Annotated in this window: 23 protein-coding genes; 17 read left to right on the top strand and 6 right to left on the bottom strand. The window is 42.6% G+C overall.

The features are described from left to right. Nucleotides 1-11: 11 nt before the first annotated feature. On the top strand, nt 12-815 hold the full coding sequence (locus BW944_RS02620; RefSeq protein WP_076556782.1) for an inositol monophosphatase family protein: 804 nt from the start codon (nt 12-14) through the stop codon (nt 813-815). Between the two features lie 118 nt (nt 816-933). Here BW944_RS02620 and BW944_RS14950 read toward each other — a convergent pair whose 3' ends face one another. Next, nucleotides 934-1,092 (bottom strand): hypothetical protein, encoded by a 159-nt coding sequence (locus BW944_RS14950; RefSeq protein WP_159438126.1) that lies wholly within the window; start codon nt 1,090-1,092, stop codon nt 934-936. A gap of 256 nt (nt 1,093-1,348) precedes the next feature. Between BW944_RS14950 and BW944_RS02615 the strand changes: the two genes are divergently transcribed. After that, entirely contained in the window at nt 1,349-1,720 is a 372-nt protein-coding gene (locus tag BW944_RS02615) for a YlaH-like family protein (RefSeq protein ID WP_076556781.1), read from the top strand. Nucleotides 1,721-1,763: 43 nt separating this feature from the next. On the opposite strand, the gene BW944_RS02610 is transcribed toward BW944_RS02615, so the two are convergent. Continuing rightward, nucleotides 1,764-1,967, bottom strand: coding sequence for a YlaI family protein (locus BW944_RS02610; RefSeq protein ID WP_076556780.1), 204 nt, complete (start codon nt 1,965-1,967; stop codon nt 1,764-1,766). Nucleotides 1,968-2,098: 131 nt separating this feature from the next. Between BW944_RS02610 and BW944_RS02605 the strand changes: the two genes are divergently transcribed. Continuing rightward, a complete protein-coding gene (locus BW944_RS02605) occupies nt 2,099-2,386 on the top strand; it encodes a hypothetical protein (RefSeq protein ID WP_076556779.1) in 288 nt (95 codons plus the stop codon). A gap of 87 nt (nt 2,387-2,473) precedes the next feature. Here BW944_RS02605 and BW944_RS02600 read toward each other — a convergent pair whose 3' ends face one another. After that, the gene (locus tag BW944_RS02600) at nt 2,474-2,968 is read right to left on the bottom strand and encodes a hypothetical protein (protein ID WP_076556778.1); all 495 of its coding nucleotides are present in this window, start codon (nt 2,966-2,968) and stop codon (nt 2,474-2,476) included. A 199-nt stretch (nt 2,969-3,167) separates the two neighbouring features. On the opposite strand from BW944_RS02600, the gene BW944_RS02595 reads away from it, so the two are divergent. The 10 genes from BW944_RS02595 to BW944_RS02550 all read left to right on the top strand — a co-directional run bounded on the left by BW944_RS02595 (nt 3,168) and on the right by BW944_RS02550 (nt 14,957). Next, a complete protein-coding gene (locus BW944_RS02595; protein ID WP_076556777.1) occupies nt 3,168-3,449 on the top strand; it encodes an Fpa/YlaN family protein in 282 nt (93 codons plus the stop codon). Between the two features lie 99 nt (nt 3,450-3,548). Beyond that, entirely contained in the window at nt 3,549-4,739 is a 1,191-nt protein-coding gene (gene ftsW / locus BW944_RS02590) for a putative lipid II flippase FtsW (protein WP_076556776.1), read from the top strand. Then, nucleotides 4,727-8,170 (top strand): pyruvate carboxylase, encoded by a 3,444-nt coding sequence (gene pyc, locus BW944_RS02585; protein ID WP_076556775.1) that lies wholly within the window; start codon nt 4,727-4,729, stop codon nt 8,168-8,170. Before ftsW ends, pyc begins: the two co-directional genes overlap by 13 nt. 274 nt (nt 8,171-8,444) lie before the next feature. After that, on the top strand, nt 8,445-9,386 hold the full coding sequence (cyoE, locus tag BW944_RS02580; RefSeq protein WP_076556910.1) for a heme o synthase: 942 nt from the start codon (nt 8,445-8,447) through the stop codon (nt 9,384-9,386). 69 nt (nt 9,387-9,455) lie between these two features. After that, nucleotides 9,456-10,523: a cytochrome c oxidase subunit II gene (gene coxB, locus BW944_RS02575; RefSeq protein ID WP_076556774.1), complete on the top strand. Its 1,068-nt coding sequence runs from the start codon at nt 9,456-9,458 to the stop codon at nt 10,521-10,523. 26 nt (nt 10,524-10,549) lie between these two features. Continuing rightward, nucleotides 10,550-12,412 carry a cytochrome c oxidase subunit I gene (gene ctaD, locus BW944_RS02570; RefSeq protein ID WP_076556773.1) on the top strand — a complete coding sequence of 621 codons (1,863 nt, stop codon included), beginning with the start codon at nt 10,550-10,552 and terminating at the stop codon, nt 12,410-12,412. Next, the gene (locus BW944_RS02565; RefSeq protein WP_076556772.1) at nt 12,409-13,032 is read left to right on the top strand and encodes a cytochrome (ubi)quinol oxidase subunit III; all 624 of its coding nucleotides are present in this window, start codon (nt 12,409-12,411) and stop codon (nt 13,030-13,032) included. Before ctaD ends, BW944_RS02565 begins: the two co-directional genes overlap by 4 nt. Nucleotides 13,033-13,035: 3 nt before the next feature. Further along, complete coding sequence (gene ctaF, locus BW944_RS02560; RefSeq protein ID WP_076556771.1) at nt 13,036-13,362, top strand: cytochrome c oxidase subunit IVB; 327 nt, start codon at nt 13,036-13,038, stop codon at nt 13,360-13,362. Nucleotides 13,363-13,578: 216 nt separating this feature from the next. Beyond that, entirely contained in the window at nt 13,579-14,481 is a 903-nt protein-coding gene (gene ctaG, locus BW944_RS02555; RefSeq protein WP_076556770.1) for a cytochrome c oxidase assembly factor CtaG, read from the top strand. Between the two features lie 20 nt (nt 14,482-14,501). After that, nucleotides 14,502-14,957, top strand: a complete 456-nt coding sequence (locus tag BW944_RS02550; RefSeq protein WP_076556769.1) for a DUF420 domain-containing protein — start codon at nt 14,502-14,504, stop codon at nt 14,955-14,957. 669 nt (nt 14,958-15,626) lie between these two features. On the opposite strand, the gene ytvI is transcribed toward BW944_RS02550, so the two are convergent. Continuing rightward, on the bottom strand, nt 15,627-16,685 hold the full coding sequence (ytvI, locus tag BW944_RS02545) for a sporulation integral membrane protein YtvI (RefSeq protein WP_076556768.1): 1,059 nt from the start codon (nt 16,683-16,685) through the stop codon (nt 15,627-15,629). Between the two features lie 81 nt (nt 16,686-16,766). Next, nucleotides 16,767-17,144, bottom strand: coding sequence for a YugN family protein (locus tag BW944_RS02540; RefSeq protein ID WP_076556767.1), 378 nt, complete (start codon nt 17,142-17,144; stop codon nt 16,767-16,769). Between the two features lie 366 nt (nt 17,145-17,510). On the opposite strand from BW944_RS02540, the gene BW944_RS02535 reads away from it, so the two are divergent. After that, nucleotides 17,511-17,948, top strand: a complete 438-nt coding sequence (locus BW944_RS02535; RefSeq protein WP_076556766.1) for a YlbF/YmcA family competence regulator — start codon at nt 17,511-17,513, stop codon at nt 17,946-17,948. 16 nt (nt 17,949-17,964) lie between these two features. Further along, nucleotides 17,965-18,240: a YlbG family protein gene (locus tag BW944_RS02530; protein ID WP_076556909.1), complete on the top strand. Its 276-nt coding sequence runs from the start codon at nt 17,965-17,967 to the stop codon at nt 18,238-18,240. Between the two features lie 199 nt (nt 18,241-18,439). Here the strand turns inward: BW944_RS02530 and BW944_RS02525 are convergent, their stop codons facing one another. Beyond that, nucleotides 18,440-18,823, bottom strand: a complete 384-nt coding sequence (locus tag BW944_RS02525; RefSeq protein ID WP_076556765.1) for a DUF7147 family protein — start codon at nt 18,821-18,823, stop codon at nt 18,440-18,442. A 121-nt stretch (nt 18,824-18,944) separates the two neighbouring features. On the opposite strand from BW944_RS02525, the gene BW944_RS02520 reads away from it, so the two are divergent. Both BW944_RS02520 and rsmD read left to right on the top strand, forming a co-directional pair. After that, the gene (locus BW944_RS02520; protein WP_076556764.1) at nt 18,945-20,264 is read left to right on the top strand and encodes a hypothetical protein; all 1,320 of its coding nucleotides are present in this window, start codon (nt 18,945-18,947) and stop codon (nt 20,262-20,264) included. Nucleotides 20,265-20,371: 107 nt separating this feature from the next. After that, a complete protein-coding gene (gene rsmD / locus BW944_RS02515) occupies nt 20,372-20,938 on the top strand; it encodes a 16S rRNA (guanine(966)-N(2))-methyltransferase RsmD (protein WP_327290688.1) in 567 nt (188 codons plus the stop codon). Nucleotide 20,939 lies beyond the last annotated feature (1 nt).

Below are 20,939 nucleotides of genomic sequence, written 5' to 3'. Positions count from 1 at the left end.
GAGTTCGACTTATGGATAAACAGCAAATATTTCAAAAAGCAAAATCCTGGGTGCTTGAGGCCGGTAAGCATATCAGGGAAAATATCGGTGAACCATTGCACATAGAAACAAAGTCCAACCCGGACGATCTTGTCACACAGATGGATCAGGATACCGAACAATTTTTTGCGGATAAAATAAGAACGGAGTATCCTGAGCACCGATTATTTGGAGAAGAAGGTATGGGCGATGATATATTTGATTTGAATGGGGTCGTCTGGATTGTAGATCCGATTGACGGGACGATGAATTTTGTGCATCAACAGCAGAACTTTGCGATCTCGGTCGGTGTCTTTGAAGACGGGGTAGGAGAGATCGGAATAATCTATGACGTTATGAATGATAATCTATATACGGCAGTGCGTGATGAAGGCGCACACCTTAACGGTAAGTTACTTCCTGGATTATCAGTGGAACGACCACTTAAACGTTCTATCTTTTCATTGAATACCACTTGGCTGCTTGATGAGAATAAACGAGTAGATGCAAAAGGGATACGCGAACTTGTGAAACGGCTAAGAAGCACGAGGTCCTATGGATCAGCCGCACTTGAGTTCGCTTATGTTGCGGAAGGGCTGCTTGATGGTTACGTAACTATGAGTCTAATGCCATGGGATATCGCCGCTGGAAAAGTAATAGTAGAAGAAGTCGGAGGAGTGGTCACTACAGGAGATGGCAAACCTTTGTCAATGCTTGACCGAACCTCTGTCTGTGCCACGAGAGCGAATATACACGAAGAAGTTTCGACTACTTATATATCGTTGAAAGAAGAATAAAGCAACTGGCTTCTAGTCATATGAATAGCTTACATTAAGATGTGAAAAGGACCTCCCGAAATATCAGGAGGTCCTTTATAATTTTTGCCAATTATGAGATGAACCGCTCAATTGCCAATCAAGCGCTTCTTTGTTTGTTGATTTTGATACCATATCCCATAATGCCGCCTCCTGCTAAGAAAAAAAGTACGGCAAGCAGAAATAGTTCCACGGCTATTGAGAATCCGGTAAATACGAAACAGAAAATTACAGCACATGCTAATAAAATATTTTGCATTGTTCTTCACCTCTATTCTTTCGGCTCATTGATTTTTTGCTTGTCGTTTCCCAGTTGTACGATTACTGCGGTTACTGGCCCTTTCTCTGGATCGGCTTCAGGAGAGTATATTCCTGAAGCGTAGAAAAATTATGGACAAAGTTTCTACAAAGCCATTCTTTATAAGTATAAATTATTCTTTCTGAAACTTAAACAACTAGCATAAAAGATAGAATTTTAGTATGATGGGAGAAGATGAAACAGAGGGGGAAGCAACATGCAAGCGACATCTACACTACGGGTTCCGGATGATTTGTGGCCTGTAGCCGACTTTTTTTTCAAGGGTCTTGGTCCGGAAGTGAATTTGAATAATCCGGCGGAAGCATCTTCCTTGTTTCAAAGCTTTTTCTGGTTGTATATCACTATAGTTATACTGACGGTTATTACTTTCAAGCTCGGTTTCGCCAAAAAGCTTCCGCTTCTGAAAAATGTGGTCGTCTATACAGTGCTCGTCATCGGGACGTTTATTCTTACTTTGATGCTAGGGTTAAATCTGCCTCTTGCGGAAAGTCTGGTCGCATCCTCGATAGTTTTAGGACTCTACAGGCTACGACTGTCGAGAGAACGTAAAGAGAGACAGCCACAATAAAAGCCTTCCCGAAAAAGGGAAGGCTTTTATTCGTAATCCATCATCAGGAAAGGTAATGTTCATTTTTAATTTCTCGGCGAAAAATAAATTTCCCTGTATTGATCCGTTTTGCTGTATTAGCGGCAATGCGGTCATGACAGGTTTGACACATATATGTTGAGTTTCTGCGGTTCCGAAGTCTCTTTGCCTGAAGGCTTTTACTATCGATGGATTCTATATCGTCACATAAAACGCATTGTACGCGCATTTCCATCACCTCTTTTTTTCATTGTATCACAGAGGGAGTATGTATTCCTACATAATATAAGTAGTGTTGAAGAAGTTTGAATGGTGTATAATGGGGAAGAGTAATTGTAGCATGAATGAAAGGGTGGTAATGTGAGAAAACGTTGGAAGATAGCACTGGCAGGAGCTATAACAGGTGGAGCTGCTGCATACTTAATGTATGATGATGAACGTCGTACACAATTGACGGAAAAAGTTAAGCAACTGAACAGCACGAGCGACTCGAATGATATGCCGATCCGTGAAGCCGGGGACCCGGAAGCAGATAACCTGCAAAATGCCAAAATGGTTTCGGAAGGCTCGCAATTTGGCGTTCAATATTATAATGAGCTGACGGAGAAAGAAAGGGAAATCCTTGAAAAAAGCCGTCACGAAGATTAATTTAAAAAAGGCTTATCCTACCTGTTGGTGGGATAAGCCTTTTTTAAAAGGGCACTGACAACATACCCTCTGATAAGTTGAAACTTTTTATTCGAAACGTATTTTTTTCACACCTGTGATGGGATCGTTCAGGTTAGATTCATCACCAAAATATATGTGGATGGGTCCATCTTCTTTTAAAGGTTTCCCTTTTTCAGCAAATAAAGCGTAGGAATCACGTATTTTTTCAGTGGTGATAGAGATGTCGCCATCTGAAGTTTCTAAAACAGCTGTTTTAGCCTCATCGCTGATTTCACTAGTATATAAAAATGGTAACAAAGGCATAAGGAAAGTACCTTTGATTGCCCGTTCCTTCTCGTAGCGGTTCACGCTTTTATTGACCGGAGGGCTGACCTTCTGCTGATACATAGCACGATTGAATCGTTCGGCCTGCTCCCTTAACTCATCAATTTCCTGTTCTTCTCCGGTGCTGATTCCTTCTCCGAACACTTCAGAAAAAGTACGTTTACGATCATCAAATATCCATACTGTAGGATCGAGAGTAATCGGATAAGTAACCTTCCCGATGATTTGTACAATCATGGATGCAACCACCTTTCTTTTTCACTCTGATTTTTATCATAGCAGACATTATAACCGATTTCATTATGTCATTGAATTCTCTCGCGGAGAAATGATTTTTTTGCTATAATGGAAGAGTGTTTGATTCATCGATTTGTTGCAATTTTTCTATAGAAGCGATACTATAAATGAAAGAATGTCTAAGATGAGGGGGAGTTGGATGTTATCTGATGTGGCGGTGGATCACCGTGAAAAAGCATATGCCCTTCTTAAAGCGGATGCAGATAGAATTCTTCAACTGATTAAAGTACAGATGGATAATTTGACCATGCCTCAATGTCCTCTATATGAGGAAGTACTAGATACTCAAATGTTCGGTTTATCCCGTGAAATCGATTTTGCGGTGCGATTGAATCTTATTACTGAAGCTGAGGGCAAGGACTTGCTTGATGACTTGGAAAAACAATTGAATGTTTTACATGAAGCATCTCAACGGTCATAAATAACAGCTCAAATTGCGACCTTCTGTTGTAATTTGAGCTTTTTTGTACAAATGAACGTATTCAGAAAATTAAATGGTTTAACGTTAGGAATGAGATATATGAAAAGATGGAAATCGTTGGACTTCACTCTAATGTTTGCGCCACTTGTTCTGATCGGTTTCGGAACAGTGATGATATATAGTGCCAGTATGGTGGATGCTCCTGTCAAATTCGATGTAGCACCGAATCATTTTCTAGTGAAGCAGCTGCAGTGGGCGGCGATAGGGTTGGTCGTTTTCCTTGTGGCAGCGTTTATACCCTACAGACAGTATCGACGATTTGTGAAATTGACAGTTCTTATTATGGTTCTGTCGTTAGCTGGTCTGTTTGTTTTTGGAGAATCAAGAAACAACGCTAATTCATGGTATGTATTTGGAGGATTCAGTATCCAGCCTGCGGAGTTTGTGAAGATAGGGCTGATTCTTTACCTTGCTTCCGTTTATGCTAAGAAGCAGTCTTACATAGATAATTTCACAAGAGGTGTCTTACCGCCCCTGTATTTGACTGCTTTGTTACTGGGATTGATTATAATGCAGCCTGACATTGGTACAGCTGCGGTTGTAGCTATGATAGCAGCAAGTATCGTAATCTCCTCCGGTATCAGAATCAAGCATATGTCCATTCTTGTAGGGGGCATCCTGCTGGTTACGGTTTTTGCCAGTCAGCAGATGATTACAGAAGAGAGAGCCTCAAGGTTCACAGGAGCTTACCAGCCATTTGAAACTCCTGCCTCTGATGGGTACCATCTGATTCAATCCTATATCGCAATTGGAACAGGAGGGTGGTTTGGAGAAGGCCTCGGCCAAGGTGTCCAGAAACTGGGGTATCTGCCGGAACCCCATACAGATTTCATCATGGCGGTGATTGCTGAAGAGTTAGGGTTCATAGGCGTTCTGATAATTATTGGACTGCTATCTCTTATCGTATTGCGTGGATTGTACATTGCTAAAAAATGTGGGGATCCATTCGGGTCGCTGCTTGCTATCGGGATTTCTTCGATGATAGCCATTCAGGCTTTCATAAATCTCGGAGCAATGAGCGGTTTGCTTCCTATAACGGGTGTACCACTACCTTTTGTAAGTTATGGAGGATCAGCTTTACTTATTTTCATGTTGGCTGCAGGTATGTTGAATAGTGTAGCAAGAGGCGTGCACCACAGTGAAGAAAAAGAGGTGAAAGAGAAGACCACTGCAACTTCGAATAATGAATCGTATACTAAAAATCGAGGAGTGAAATCATGGCAGAACTGAAAAACATCGAAAAAGTACTTGTAGCAAATCGCGGGGAAATTGCGATCCGAGTGTTCCGAGCATGCACAGAACTTGATATACGTACAGTAGCTGTTTATTCCCAGGAAGACACAGGCGCATTCCACAGATACAAAGCGGACGAAGCTTACTTGATCGGAAAAGGGAAGAAGCCGATTGATGCCTATCTTGATATTGAAAATATTATAGAAGTAGCTAAAAATGTAGGGGTAGATGCGATTCATCCCGGTTATGGATTTTTATCAGAAAACATTCACTTCGCGAAGCGCTGTGAAGAGGAAGGAATAAAATTCATCGGTCCCGGGAGTAGACAATTAGAAATGTTCGGAGATAAGGTCAAAGCTCGGGAACAGGCGATTGACGCAGGTATTCCTGTGATCCCTGGTACAGACGAACCCGTGAATGGTATCGAGGACGTTCGTAATTTCGGTAATGAAAATGGCTATCCTATCATTATAAAAGCCTCAATGGGAGGCGGCGGCCGAGGTATGCGGATAGTCAGAAAGCCTGAGAACCTTGAAGATGCGTTCGACCGGGCTAGAAGTGAAGCGAAAGCTGCTTTTGGCAGTGATGAAGTGTACGTCGAGAAGCTCATAGAAAAACCGAAACACATAGAAGTGCAGATTATTGGAGATGAAGATGGGAACATCGTGCACCTGTACGAACGTGATTGTTCTGTACAACGCAGGCACCAGAAAGTGGTGGAAATCGCCCCAAGCGTATCCCTCTCGGAGGAATTGAGAAAAGAGATTTGTGATGCCGCAGTCAAATTGATGACGAACGTAGAGTATCTGAACGCTGGTACAGTAGAATTTCTGGTGACAAATGAAGAGTTTTTCTTTATCGAAGTAAATCCACGCGTTCAGGTGGAACATACGATTACAGAAATGATTACTGGTGTTGATATAGTTCAGACGCAGATTAAAGTTGCGGAAGGACGTAATCTTCATGAAAGCTCTATAGGTATTCCCGCGCAAGAGGATATCACTACTTATGGATATGCGATTCAATCACGTGTCACTACGGAAGATCCTCTGAACAATTTCATGCCGGATACCGGTAAAATCATGGCTTATCGGACAGGAGGAGGTTTCGGCGTTCGCCTGGATGCAGGGAACGGTTTTCAAGGAGCGGTCATCTCTCCCTATTATGATTCCCTACTCGTGAAATTATCGACATGGGCATTGACGTTCGAACAGGCTTCTCAAAAGATGGTGAGAAATCTTAAGGAGTTCCGTATCCGCGGTATAAAAACAAATATTCCGTTTCTTCAGAACGTTATTCAGCACAGCCAGTTCATCAATGGTAAGTATGATACAACGTTCATCGACAGTTCTCCTGAGCTGTTCGTCTTTCCGAAAAGGAAGGACCGTGGGACGAAAATGCTTCATCATATAGCAGATAAAACCATTAATGGATATGACGGGGAAGGCGGTAGGAAGAAACCGAATTTTTCAGAGCCGAGAATTCCGGAAGTTTCTTATACCAAGCATATTCCGAAAGGGACAAAGCAGATTTTGGATGAGAAGGGTCCGGAGGCACTGGCCGAATGGTTGAAACAACAAAAGGAAGTCCTTCTTACAGATACGACTTTCCGTGATGCTCATCAGTCTCTTCTGGCTACAAGAGTACGAACCAAAGATCTTGAAACTATCGCAGAACCTACCGTCAGATTGTTGCCAGAACTTTTTTCCATGGAGATGTGGGGAGGAGCGACATTTGATGTTTCTTACCGCTTCCTTAATGAAGATCCATGGTCCCGACTCCTCACTTTAAGGGAAAAAGCTCCGAATGTACTTTTTCAAATGCTTCTCCGTGCTTCGAATGCCGTAGGTTATAAAAATTATCCGGATAATCTTATTAATGAATTCGTGGATAAGAGTGCCAGTGCGGGAATCGATGTGTTCCGTATATTCGACAGCCTCAATTGGGTCGAAGGAATGAAACCAGCGATTGAAGCTGTCCGGAGAAGCGGAAAGGTAGCGGAAGCGGCTATGTGTTATACAGGCGATATTCTGGACTCGGAACGCTCGAAGTACGACTTGGATTACTATATAAAAGTGGCAAAAGAACTCGAAGAAGCCGGGGCACATATTTTAGGAATCAAAGATATGGCCGGTTTATTAAAGCCTGAAGCGGCTTACCAGCTGATCAATGCGTTGAAGGAAAACATAACGATTCCAGTGCACCTTCATACACATGACACTAGCGGCAACGGCACCTATACCTACGCACGCGCTGTAGAGGCAGGTGTAGATGTTGTAGATGTCGCTACAGGGTCTATGGCTGGCCTTACCTCCCAACCAAGTGCAAATAGCTTATACTATGCACTGGAAGGGAACGAGCGTAAACCTCAGGTAGATATAGACGCGTATGAGCAATTGGGCCACTATTGGGAAGATGTGCGGAATTATTATAATGATTTCGAGAGCGGTATGCGTGCTCCTCATACAGAAGTGTATGATCACGAAATGCCGGGCGGGCAATACTCGAATCTACAACAGCAGGCAAAAGCAGTAGGTCTCGCTGATCGTTGGGATGAAGTCAAGAGGATGTACCGCCGGGTCAACGATATGTTCGGAGATATCGTTAAAGTGACCCCGTCATCGAAAGTGGTGGGAGATATGGCTCTGTTCATGGTACAAAACGACTTGAATGAGGATGAGGTCTATGAAAAGGGGGAAACGATCGATTTCCCTGATAGTGTAATAGAGTTCTTCCAAGGGTATCTTGGCCAGCCTTACCAGGGTTTTCCTACGGAACTTCAGCGGATAATTCTGAAAGGGAAGGAACCGGTCATAGATAGACCCGGGAAATTTCTTGAACCTGTCGATTTCAAAGATTTAAAAGAGACCCTGTTCCATAAATTGGATCGACAAGTAACAAGCTTTGATATGATTAGTTATGCCCTTTATCCGAAAGTGTTCATGGACTACCAGAAGTTCATTGAACAATACGGCGATATGTCCGTGCTGGCTACTCCGACATTCTTTTACGGTATGCGACTCGGAGAAGAAATAGAGGTTGAGATCGAGCAGGGGAAAACACTGATTGTCAAGCTAGTTTCGATAGGAGAAGCTCAGGTGGACGGTACTAGAACCGTTTACTTCGAACTTAACGGTCAACCCAGAGAAGTGGTGATTAAGGATAATAATGTCAAAGCGACTGTCGCTACACGTCCCCAGGCAGATAAAACCAATGAAAAACACATCGGTGCAAGCATGCCGGGAACAGTGATCAAAGTGATTGCTGAAAAAGGGGAGAAGGTCAAAAAGGGTGATCATTTGATGATTACAGAAGCGATGAAAATGGAAACGACGGTCCAGGCACCTTACGAGGGTACGATCAAAGACATTTATGTATCTGATAATGATGCCATCCATGTCAGTGATTTATTGATTGAATTTGAATAAATGGCACAACCTAGTCTGTTAGGCTAGGTTGTTGTTATGAAAAGACTTCTTGCAAAATGGTTCGGACTTTGATAAAAATAAATAAGTCCTCACATTTTACATATGTTTTACATACTTTTTTCACATTCCCGTCACATTTATATAAAATTCTATTTATTAAATAGATAGAATAGGGGTTACATGATACAATTGTTTTGATGTTTCTTATGTCAGTGATTATTATTTCTGTAACTTTTGTTTGAAGGACAGAAGGCAGAAGGGGGAATTATAAGTGATGGACAATCCAAGAACTGTTGAATCAGCGTCTACTCACGTCATGGAGAAGGATGTAAGCCAGGACGCTTCCCTGGTTAAGGATATAAAAAGTTTAATAAAAACAGGAATTATCAATTCGAACCTGATCACCACTTTTGCAGGGTTTTGGCTCGCTTTATATTATACGGGTGCTTCTATCGTCAATGAGTGGATGACTCTGGTTTTGACTCTGCTCGGTACTGCGCTTGTCATAGCCGGTGGGTGTATATTGAACAATTGGTATGACAGGGATATAGACCCGATCATGGATCGTACGAAAAAACGCCCTACTGTTACCGGAACGATATCTTTGAAAGCGATTCTTTTAGGAGGAGTGATCACTTCTGCAGCAGGGGTGCTGGTCTTGACACTTGCGTCCTGGGAAGCCGCATTATGGGGAGTTTTTGGCTGGTTCGTATATGTAGTACTGTACACGATGTGGTCTAAACGCCGCTATACGTTGAATACGGTAGTAGGCAGTTTCTCAGGGGCAGTGCCTCCTTTGATTGGATGGGCCGCCATTGAACCGGGGCTGCGCATGGAAGCGTGGATTCTGTTTCTGATTATGTTTCTTTGGCAGACGCCTCACTTTCTTGCCCTTGCAATGAAGAAAAAAGATGATTATGAAAAAGCGGGAATCCCGATGCTCCCTGTGGTCAAAGGATTTCGGATGACGAAACGTCAAATCGTCGTCTACGTAGCTTGTCTTTTGCCTTTACCTCTTTACCTTGCGTCGCTTGGAGGTATTTTCCTTGCGGTCGCATATGTACTGTCAATCGGATGGTTGGCTTTAGCGTTTACAGGGTTCTTTATGAAAGATGATAAAAAATGGGCGACCTGGATGTTCATATACTCGCTCAATTATCTAACTGTACTATTCCTTACAATGGTGCTTGTCACCATGCCATTTCCTTATGTATGAAATTGGGTGAAAACCTGATTCACATTAATAAACTTTTTTAAATATAAAAGAGAAAGAGAGGTATTTCACATGATAGGTTTGATGGGCAAGCTTCGTCCTGTATTCATTTTCAGCGTGCTAGCATTATTCCTCGCCGGGTGTGGGGAAGAGAATCTGAGTGCGCTTAAACCGAAAGGGTACGGGGCAGAGTTATTACTTGATCTCATGATGATCAGTATTGCGATAATGTTATTTGTTTTCGTAATCGTCATGGCTATTTATACTTTTGTACTTATCCGTTACCGTCGTAAAAAAGGGGAGGAAGATTTCATCCCCAAACAGACCGAAGGTAACAAATCTCTGGAGATTATCTGGACGGTCATACCGATTTTGCTGCTTCTCATTCTGGCAGTACCTACAGTACAGGCCACCTTCGATCTTGCAGATGAACAACCACGAAGTGAAGATGGTTCTATTACGATTGAAGTCACAGGGAACCAGTACTGGTGGCACTTCAATTACCCGGACCAGGAAGTTTCCACCAGTCAGGATCTTTATATCCCTACAGGTGAACGCGTTTACTTAGATATGACATCCAGTGATGTTATTCATTCGTTCTGGGTTCCTTCTATTGCAGGTAAAATGGACACCAACCCGGGAGGGAACGAAAATACCATGTACTTAGAAGCATATGAAGAGGGTGTTTACTGGGGACATTGCGCAGAGCTTTGCGGACCATCCCACTCCCTGATGGATTTCAGAGTAGTAGCTGTAAGTTCTGAAGAGTATGATCAGTGGATTTCTGATATGCAGAACATTGATGCAGAAGCTACTCCTGAAACAGCCTCCGCGCAAGACGGAAAAGCTGCTTTTGAAAACAGTTGTATGGGTTGTCACGCAATCGGTAACTCTCCGGCAGGCGTAGGTCCCAATTTGAGTAACTTCGGTAATCGGACCAAAATCGCAGGTATTCTCGATTATAATAAAGAGAACCTTGTAGATTGGATCATGAACCCGGACGAAATCAAACCAGGCAACAAAATGCAGGGTTATAACGTATCGGAAGAAGAAGCTCAGCAAATTGCTGATTACTTGATGCAGCTCGATCATACGGAGGTAACTCCTGAAACTGTAAGCAATTCTTCGGGTGAAGAATAAACACTATCTAAAAAGGAGGTATAAGCGTGAGTAATGCAATAGCACAACAGCGTGGCCTCGCAGCAGCAATTTGGGACTATATGACAACGGTCGACCACAAAAAGATAGCACATCTTTATCTGGTCTCCGGTGGCTTGTTTTTCCTGATAGGCGGACTCGAGGCAATGATTATCCGAATTCAGCTTATGAAGCCGGATAATGACTTTATTTCAGCAGGACTTTATAATGAAATGATTACGATGCACGGTACGACGATGATATTCCTGGCAGCCATGCCGATCATATTTGCGTTGATGAACGCCGTTGTACCATTACAGATAGGAGCCAGAGACGTAGCATTTCCGTTTCTGAACTCCCTTGGTTTCTGGCTATTTCTCTTCGGAGGATTATTGTTGAACGTCTCCTGGTTCACCGGTGGCGCACCGGATGCAGGGTGGACGAACTATGCACCTTTATCAACGACCTCTCCAGGGCACGGGATCGATTATTACGTGATGGGACTCCAGATTTCGGGGGCTGGTACACTCATCGGGGGTATAAACTTCCTGGTGACGATCATTAACATGCGGGCCCCAGGGATGACTTACATGCGTATGCCTTTGTTTACATGGACTTCATTCATCACAAGTACCTTGATTCTATTTGCATTTCCGGCGTTGACTGTAGGTCTCTTCCTTATGATGTTCGACCGCATGTTCGGTTCTGCATTCTTTGACGTTACTGCTGGTGGTAATGAAATCATCTGGGAGCATTTGTTCTGGATATTCGGACACCCGGAAGTTTACATATTGATTCTTCCATTATTCGGTGCCTTCAGTGACATTATTTCCACTTTCTCGAAAAAGCGTCTGTTCGGATATTCCGCAATGGTATTCGCTACAGTGCTTATCGGTTTCCTAGGATTCATGGTGTGGGCTCACCACATGTTCACTGTAGGTCTCGGTCCGATCGCAAACTCGATATTCGCCGTTTCTACCATGGCGATTGCAGTACCTACAGGAATCAAAATTTTCAATTGGCTATTTACGATGTGGGGCGGAAGTATAAAAATGAGCGCGGCGATGCTTTGGACTGTCGCTTTCATCCCTTCCTTTACCATCGGTGGTATGACAGGGGTAATGCTTGCTTCTGCTGCAGCTGACTATCAGTATCATGATACCTATTTTGTGGTAGGGCACTTCCACTACGTTATCGTCGGTGGTGTGGTATTCGGTATCTTTGCAGCTTTACACTACTGGTGGCCGAAGATGTTCGGGAAAGTCTTGAATGAAAAACTTGGACACTGGGCTTTCTGGCCTTTCTTTATCGGTTTCCATTTAACTTTCTTTATTCAGCATTTTCTTGGCCTTATGGGGATGCCTCGCCGTTACTGGACATATTTCGAAGGGCAGAGTCTTGCCACAGGAAATATGATCAGTACGGTAGGTGCTTTCTTCATGGCACTCGGAACATTGATATTCCTTTATAATGTGGTGTATACAGCAATTAAAGAACCGAGAGCTTCCGCTGACCCTTGGGATGGGCGTACGCTGGAGTGGTCGATTCCTTCGACACCGCCGTTCTATAACTTTAAACAGACACCACTAGTACGTGGATTGGATCCGTTATGGATCGAAAAAATGGAAGGAAGAAAAGGAATTACACCTGCAGAGCCACTTGGTGATATTCACATGCCGAATGGATCGATTCTTCCTTTCCTCATGTCTTTCGGTTTATTCATCGCAGGGTTCGGATTCATTTATCAGGTCGATCATAATGCCTGGTTTATAGCGGTAGCTGTCGGAATGGGTCTAACACTCGGTTCGATGCTTACCAGATCCCTTAAAGATGACTTGGGGTACCATATCCACAAAGAAGATCTTATAGAGAAGGGGGAGGGTAAAGAATGAGTCAAGAGGACATTTTAAATCCAAAACAAATGCCTAGTGATCCTGAAAAAGCCACCCCGGAAGGTAAGAACAAGTTTGTAGGCTTCTGGATGTTCCTGGGAGGAGAGACGGTTCTTTTTGCCTCTCTCTTCGGGACATACCTTGCGCTGGTCCGGTCTACGTCAGGAGAGAACACACCAGAAAATCTTTTCGGACTGGAACTTGTGTTTATCATGACCATGCTTTTGTTAACGAGTTCTTTGACAAGTGTATACGCTATGTATCACATGAAGAATAACGATTTCAAAAAGATGCAATTGTGGTTGGGTATCACTGTAGTGCTTGGCCTAGGGTTCTTGGGTTGTGAAATTTATGAATTTTATCATTACATTCATGAGTATGGGTTCACATTCCGTTCTTCTGCCTTCGGATCGGCATTTTATACATTGGTCGGTTTTCACGGAGGTCACGTAGTGTTTGGACTCAGCTGGTTCATTGCTCTAATGCTCCGTAACCGTAAACGTGGTTTGAATCTTTATAACGCTCCGAAGTATTATATTGCAAGTCTGTATTGGCACTTTATTGATGTCGTTTGGGTATTCATTTTTACAGTTGTTTACCTATTAGGAAAGGTGGGGTAAGGAATGGAAGAGAATACAAGCTCCGCATCTAGACATAAGATTGATGTTCATAAAAAAGAGCACAAGGAAGAGATGATTCATCAGGTAATCAGTTTTATATTGATGATCCTTTTCACATTTATCGCTTTCGGAATGGTTGTACTGGAAATCAGTTCTTACTTCGTGAAACCTGTACTAATTTTGCTTGCAGTCATCCAGGTTGTGTTTCAACTATATTATTTCATGCACATGAAGAATAAAGGTCACTTCATGCCAGCAATGATGATGTATGGAGGACTCACCGTCGCGTTTTTTACAATTATCACTTTCACGACTATAATATGGTGGTAAGATCAAAGCCAGGGGTGTTACCCCTGGCTTTTTCTTATTTGTTCAGTCACCTTTAACTTTTGAAAGGGGACGTTCCTACTGGTCAATGATCTTTTAATTGACCTTATGAATCAAAGCAAATTTGACATTTTAGAAAACTTTAGCCGTTTTATCTCGTTTTTTTGCTTTGTGTCCTTTAGAATAGGCAATAGAATGTCTTACATGGGGTGAATAATAATGTGGCTAGAATTACAGATATTCGGGTTTCGCGCGCTATGGAGCCCTTATTATATGCTGTTCATTGCTGTTCTTGCATTAATATATTTCTATCTGACCGGGCCGGGGAAGAAACGTGAAGAAGAGAAAGCATCAGGATCACAACAGCTTATGTTTTATACGGGTTTGATACTTCTTTATATTATCAAAGGGTCACCGATCGATTTGTTGAGCCATATAATGTTTACTGCCCACATGACGCAGATGGCTCTGTATTATCTGTTAGTACCTATCCTGATCATCAAAGGGGTACCATTTGCGACGTGGAAAAGAATCCTGGACCGACCGGTTATTCGTCCCGTATTGAATTTTTTGACGACACCGCTTTTATCTTTATTGCTGTTCAACGGTCTGTTTTCGATGTACCATGTACCGGTCGTTTTTGATTTTGCTAAATCGAACGAACTTATTCATGCGGGTATTTCGACCCTGCTGCTGTTTCTTGCCTTTTGTATGTGGGTGTCTGTGTTTCCACCTTCCAAACAGTTCGACAGACTAAGCCCAATATTGAAAATCGGTTTTATATTTGCCAATGGGGTGTTAATTACACCAGCATGTGCTCTGATCATTTTTGCGGATACTCCGTTGTATGCGACTTACACCCAGTCAGGAGCTTGGATGGACGCGCTTAGTCTCTGTGTGCCTGCAGGTGTACTCGAAGGTCTGGCAGGTTCGCTCAGTGGCCCCGAGTTCTTCACACCTATTCCACTGGTGGAAGATCAGCAGCTTGGTGGAATTATTATGAAAGTGATGCAGGAAATTATATTCGGTGCCATCATCGCTTATATTTTCTTCAATTGGTTCAATAAAGATGAAAGAGGAATGGTGGATCCTGTTCCGGAGGCTGCCTATGAACAAAGATAATAGATACAGGAGAGATGGATATGCCGTTTTTGCCAACAATAAGCACAATTTTTATCGTACTTAGTGCCATCCTCGTAGGAATCGGATGGATCCTCATCGCAAACAACAAAAGGGCCGCTCATAAAAAAGTGATGTTGATGGGGGCTACGAGTGCACTGATTTTTTTCATCATTTATGTCAGTCGTACTATTTTTGTAGGGAATACAAGTTTCGGCGGACCGGAAGAATACGAAATATATTATACGATCTTTCTTATATTTCATATTATTCTTGCTACAACCGGTGCAGTTTTCGGTATTGTTACACTGACACTGGCTTTTAAAAGAAATATCAAAAAGCACCGTAAAATTGGTCCTGTGACCAGTATCATCTGGTTCTTCACTGCAATAACCGGAGTTGCTGTTTATCTGCTACTTTACATTCTATATGAGGGTGGACATACAACTAGTCTGATCAAAGCGATTCTGGGATCATAAATCAAAGGAACATTAGCTGAGGTGCCGTATAGGACAGCAATTCGGTCGAGGAATGGATTCTTTTAAATTAGGCTCTGTGAAAGCCGGCTGTTGATTTTAAGGACAAAGGGTGGAGACGCCTGCGGGAGTAGCATGAACGGAAAATCACCGGAATCGACAATAGGGAGATTCCGGAAGTTGACGTCATGCCCGCGGCAAGCTTCCACCCGAAGGAACGAAAATCAACAATAAACGCTAACAGAGCCTTAAATTATATGATTGAGCACCAGTTATTTCCAGTTTCATTTACGCTTTTTCTCCCAACGGAGGTTCGGTAAGGGAATGTCCCTGCAGTTCAAAATGTTTTCAAAAACAAGCATAACGACACAGTCAAAATTTAATTTTAAAAAACTCTCTGTTAATGGGGAGTGTTGATATTTGTTCATGTTGAGAAGAGACAGGCGGCGACTCCGACGGGAACTCGGGTAGCTGAAGACCCCGAAGGAAACGAGGAGGCTGAAGCATTGCCCGCGGAAAGCGTCCGCCTGAAGTGTTGAAAACGGGCAACAGGCTTTAATAGAGCCATAAAAAAGAAATGTGCCGATAAAAGGCACATTTCTTTTTTTAACTCTAATAAATATGAGTGTTGATTTCAGAACAGACGGAGGTAAATCAACAATAAAAAGAGCTTTAAATTTTGACGTTCAACTTGATAAGCCCTGCTTCTTTGGCTGAATTGAATGCAATCACAACCAGTGGCCCGATGAAGAAACCGAGAAATCCTATAAGTTTGAGACCTATGTACATAGCAATCAATGTAGCCAAAGGAGATAAACCTATTTGTGTTCCCATGAACTTAGGTTCTACAGTACGACGGATGGCTAAAAGAACGATTGCCAGTACTGCGAGCTGTGTGCCGGTAGTGAGATCACCGATAGCAATCATATAGATCGACCACGGTCCGATGATGGCTATGGAGCCGATAATAGGAATGAAGTCCACTAACCACGTTATTAAAGCCATAAGAATAGCTATTTCCGGTGCAATAAATAATAGACCAACTAACGTTACGATGAAAATGATGATACTCACCTGGAATTGGGCCTTCAGGAAGCCGAACACCACATAGGATAGACGAGCGTTCATGAATTTCACTTTTTCGGACGTTTCTTCAGTAAGATAACTGTGCAATTTACTTTTGAGTCGCGGTAAGTCCAACATGAATAAAAACAGGGCGATCAAATAAACTAAAAGACTTACAATCAGGTTAGGTATTTTCGTTGCTAAAGCAGCGACGTTCTCGATATTCAACGTTTCGGTCAGCCTGTCTGTAGAGTTTCTGAGGCTTTCCTCTATCCGGGAGGACGTCTGATCCACGAATTCTTTCGGGAGCATCTCCATAAAACTGTTCATATTGTTCTGTAAATCAATGAGCACCTGGTTCAACTGTGAAATATAATAAGGGGCGTTATCGATTAACTGGATAGTTTGTGCAACGGCTCTGGTCACAGCGAACGTTCCCATCAATCCAAGAAACATAAGGAACAACAGGAATACGATAGACACAGCGAATTGTCGGCTGATATGAAATCTGTACTGGAACCATCTTATAGAAGGGTTCAGAAAAAGCGCAGTAACGTAAGCGACAATCAATGGCACCGAAACCGGTAATATGAAGTAAGCAGCGATGATCCCGATTATAGTTAGAATGATTAATGTCCAGTGACGTTTAGTGATTTGTTTAAACAACGCTTGGCCGTGTCTCCTTTCCCTCAGCGGAATCTTTGATAAAAAGAGCCGCTCATCAACGGTGATGCGCGACTCGACTTCTTATTTCCGTTCAGTCTGGTTTGCTTCAGCCGGTGGCTGGACGTTTTCTACCAGTCGATAGGCTTTATCGCTAAGGTCTTTAGAGAAACCTTCCTCTTCTTCGCCATATTCTACTCCATGAGGATAATAGTGGCGTCCAAGCAGCGGAGTCAACAACTTGATGACCGCATTCCCTTTATCCACGTCCCCTTCAAGTGCGTAGCCCTGTATTCTCACATAATAAGTAATGTTCGTTTCATTCGACTCGATTTTATAGTCATATGTAACCCGCTCGTAATCCCAAGAGCCGCCTAGCATAAACCCGTTTGATTCCATAATTCTTGTCAATGTTCTAACGTTCAGAACCAAATCTTCAATACCTGTATTTACTAATTTCATACTTTCCACCTCGCAACAATTTATGTATATGGTTCATTTTATTATGAAAAAGGAAAAGTTGCAATTAAACCGGTTAGGTTTCTGTGCAAATCTGTACATTTTTGGATCTGTTATGGTTGATTGATGGTTTTTATCTTTACGGGTGGAAACTTGCTACGGGCATGACCTCGGATTTCCGGAATCTCCTTGCGTTCGCTTCCGGTGATTGAACCGTTCATGCTCCTCCCACAGGCGTCTTCGTCGTCCGTTGTTTGAAATCAACAACAATCTTTAAAAGAACTATTTTTTTAGAATTTGAAAATTTCCGTCGAAAGATTTTCATATCCCCTGTTGTCTGATATGATGAAGGTGGAGGTGAAGCCTTTTATGTTAGCTACAATGGAAATTGTAGATTTACTAGATAGATCAGAGGAAGTCGGGCAGTTGATAATGAAATCAGACGTTATGGAAGAGTTCTATGATTCAAAGACAGAACTTGATAATAATGAAGAAGCCCAGCGTCTTATCCATAATTTCAACAATATGAAAGAACAATACGAAGAGGTACAGCGCTTCGGCAGATATCATCCTGATTATAGCAAGATCACGAAAAGTATTCGAAGTGTCAAAAGGGATATGGATATGCATGAAAGTGTCGCCCGCTATAAGCGTGCGGAACGTAATGTCCAGAAGCTTCTTGATGATATCAGCCAGAACGTGGCGCACAGCGTAAGTGAACAGATAAAAGTCCCTAGAAACGGGATGGTTTTCACGGATACAGGCTGTTCATGTGGCACTGATGGCGGCGGCTGCGGCTGTTCTTAAGAAGGATGTGTCAATGATGAGAGTGAGTAGACAAGGGATAGTAGTATATTTTCAACAGATGAAAAATGTACGGCATCTAAAAAAACACGGTCATTTAATACATGCTTCCAAACGTAGAAAATATGCGATTATTTACGTCAATCGTGACGAAGTAGAAAGTAAAATGGCCGAACTCGACAAACTGTCTTACGTAATACGTACGGAACCGTCCCATAAACCGGAAATACGAACAGATTTCGAAAATGCCAAACCCGATAAAGCGAAGGAATATGATTACAAATTCGGAATATGAATAAACTGTAGATGGTATCTGAACCTCTGGAGTTTCTGCGCGTGTGAAAGCGCCAGGAAGGATAGAAACGGGGGTTTTGAGCATTTATTGCATTCAAGCTGAAAACTTCTCCAATCAGGAAAGTATCTGAAAAGGAGGGGGTTTCAGCTTGATTAATTAGAGGTCTCGGAATTTTCTTTGAATCAGATGTCCGCCTGATTCAAAGAAGTCGCGGGAGTTCTTTGTTGCTTCGGAGTATGCCTATTAAGTACTGATAATACAAATCAGTTTCCGGGAACATAGTGGAAGGTTTTAAGGTATACTCATGAATGTCGGTTTGTATCTCTTCGGTCATCTTCTGAAAAAGGTCGAACCGGGTATTGGGTATCTCGTGTGGATTCGGTATACCTTCCCGGCATATATAAATAGGCTGGAACTTTTCTGCCGGCTTCATTATTAATGCTAATGACGTTTTCGATTGTCCGTTTATTTCACTATGAAAGGCGAGTGCTGCCTTCACTCTTTCAGGCATTTGTCTCCCTAGTTCAATAAGTTCATAAATATCAGTATATCCTTCTCCAAGCTCAATGAATTTCTGTCGCATGCAATCGTTCCTTTCTTTGTTGATGTTACTTATACTGTAGCATGCAAGCATTTGAATGCAAAATTTTTATCGTGTCATACACTATCCTATAGCAAGACTATATCAGGGGGTACATAAAGGTATGAAAAGAATGCTCCTCGTGATCCTTTTCGTCATGTCAACAGGGACTATTATCCTGACTTATCAATGGCTTTCTTTTTCGGAAGACAATAAGCAGACGGAGGCTGATTTAGCCTCTTCCGTAGTTATCACTGCAAGGGGCCAGGAGCTTCGCGTAGAGCAGAGTTTCTATCGATATAGTCCCGGGACCTATGAGTTGGAATTTCCTCAGGCGGCGACCAACATTACTTGTAATGACGAAGCGTGCCCGGAAAAAGAAGAAGTGGTATTTGAAGAAGATACGCCGGTGATCAGTTTCGATCTTCCTTTGACTAAAAAAACCGAAGCATGGGCGGCACGAATAAAGGGTAAAACGTCCACGTTTGAAGTGACTTTAAGAGATACATCCTTCCAGAATAGAAGCTTTACTATGGTCGCTTCACCGGATGCCAGTGTTGAAAAAGAACGTCTCCATTACTATAAGTGGGAAAATGCATCCGTTGAAGAGCCACTTTATATGTTCAATCTGAAGAAGAAGCAACGGTTTGCCAATGAAGAGGTGACTATTTTACATGAGCCGGGTAAGTTGCTGGAACAAGATTTTGTGAAGGGTGCTACTTCTTTGGCAGAAGAATATGGTTCTTATCTGTTATTTGTGGATGAAAAGGGGAGTTCTTTTTCCGAATACAGCGTCTCCCTTAAGAATCGTGATCAGGAAGAACTTGAACAGCTGCTCTTCAGAAAGAAAACGGCAGAGATGACCCCCGGGCAGGAACACTGGGTGAATAGGATGTATGCCGCCCTGCTATTTGAAACATCCATGCAAGAGGCGGAAGATTTAGCTGCACCCCTATCAGCTACATTAACCGCAGAAGAGATAAATGAAATCAAGGGACGGTTTCTTACCATGCCCCCGTCTGAGGACCCTGTTTCCTTCTCGGATAGAGTATTATCGTCGTTGAGAGAAGGAGAAACCAATTATACGGAAATGAGCGAGAGTAAAGAAGAAGCGCGTTTTTATTATTTGATTCCATGGGTTTCGGATGAAGGTGGGGAATTCAGGTTCGTGGAGTATTCGAATGAAACCTATATTCCACTGAACGCTTTGAGGGAAGACGATTCATTTAAGGTGGTGATGGTGGGTGAAAATTCATTCTTTATCGAAACGGAAGACGAGCGATACAGACTCACTCTCGGTGCAGAAACTTTTGTGCAAAATGAATCCAGTTTCGGGATAGCTGAAGAAGCTGTGAATCTTTTCGAGGGAGACTTATATATCAAAGAGACATTTTTGAATGAAGTTCTTAATCTCTATCTGGGGAACCCATATTCTTCTGGGTGAGTTAGAGAAAACGGGACAGGTTTCACATAATGAAACGTAGATAGGTATCGATGATTTTTCTCCTATACGTTTTATGGTAGGATTAAGAAAAATATCATGGGAAGGAGGTGATTATAGTGAGAGTGATCAGCGGAACCCATAAAGGTCAACGCCTGTACTCTGTGCCCACTCACGATACAAGACCAACGACCGATAAAGTGAAAGAAGCGATATTTCAGATCATCGGCCCTTATTTTGAAGGTGGAATGGTATTTGATGGTTTTGCAGGAAGCGGAGGGCTCGGGATTGAATGTCTTAGTCGAGGGGCCAGCGAGGCTATTTTTGTGGATAAAGAGCAGAAGGCTATAAAAACTGTGAAAGATAATCTCAAGTCCTTGAAACTTGAAGATCGTGCGGAAGTTTATCGGACGGACGCTTCCAGGGCAATGAAGGCTGCAAGCAAAAGAGGGCTTGTGTTTTCGTATGTTTTCCTCGACCCTCCTTATAAAAAGTTCTCTTATGAGGAATTGATGGAAAATCTGCTGGAATATGGTCTGTTGGAGAAGAATACTCTTGTTGTGTGTGAACACGATGTTTCGGAAGCTTTACCTGAAAAGGTAGGAGCGCTACGCCTTTTTAAGCAGGAGGAGTACGGTTCCAACATAGGAGTAGCGTTTTATCAAAAGGAGGATTAAC

This window comes from Salimicrobium flavidum (assembly GCF_900156645.1).
In the GTDB taxonomy this organism is placed as follows: domain Bacteria; phylum Bacillota; class Bacilli; order Bacillales; family Halobacillaceae; genus Salimicrobium; species Salimicrobium flavidum.
Note: the sequence above shows the minus strand (reverse complement) of the source record. Positions and strands in the feature narration are given on the sequence as shown.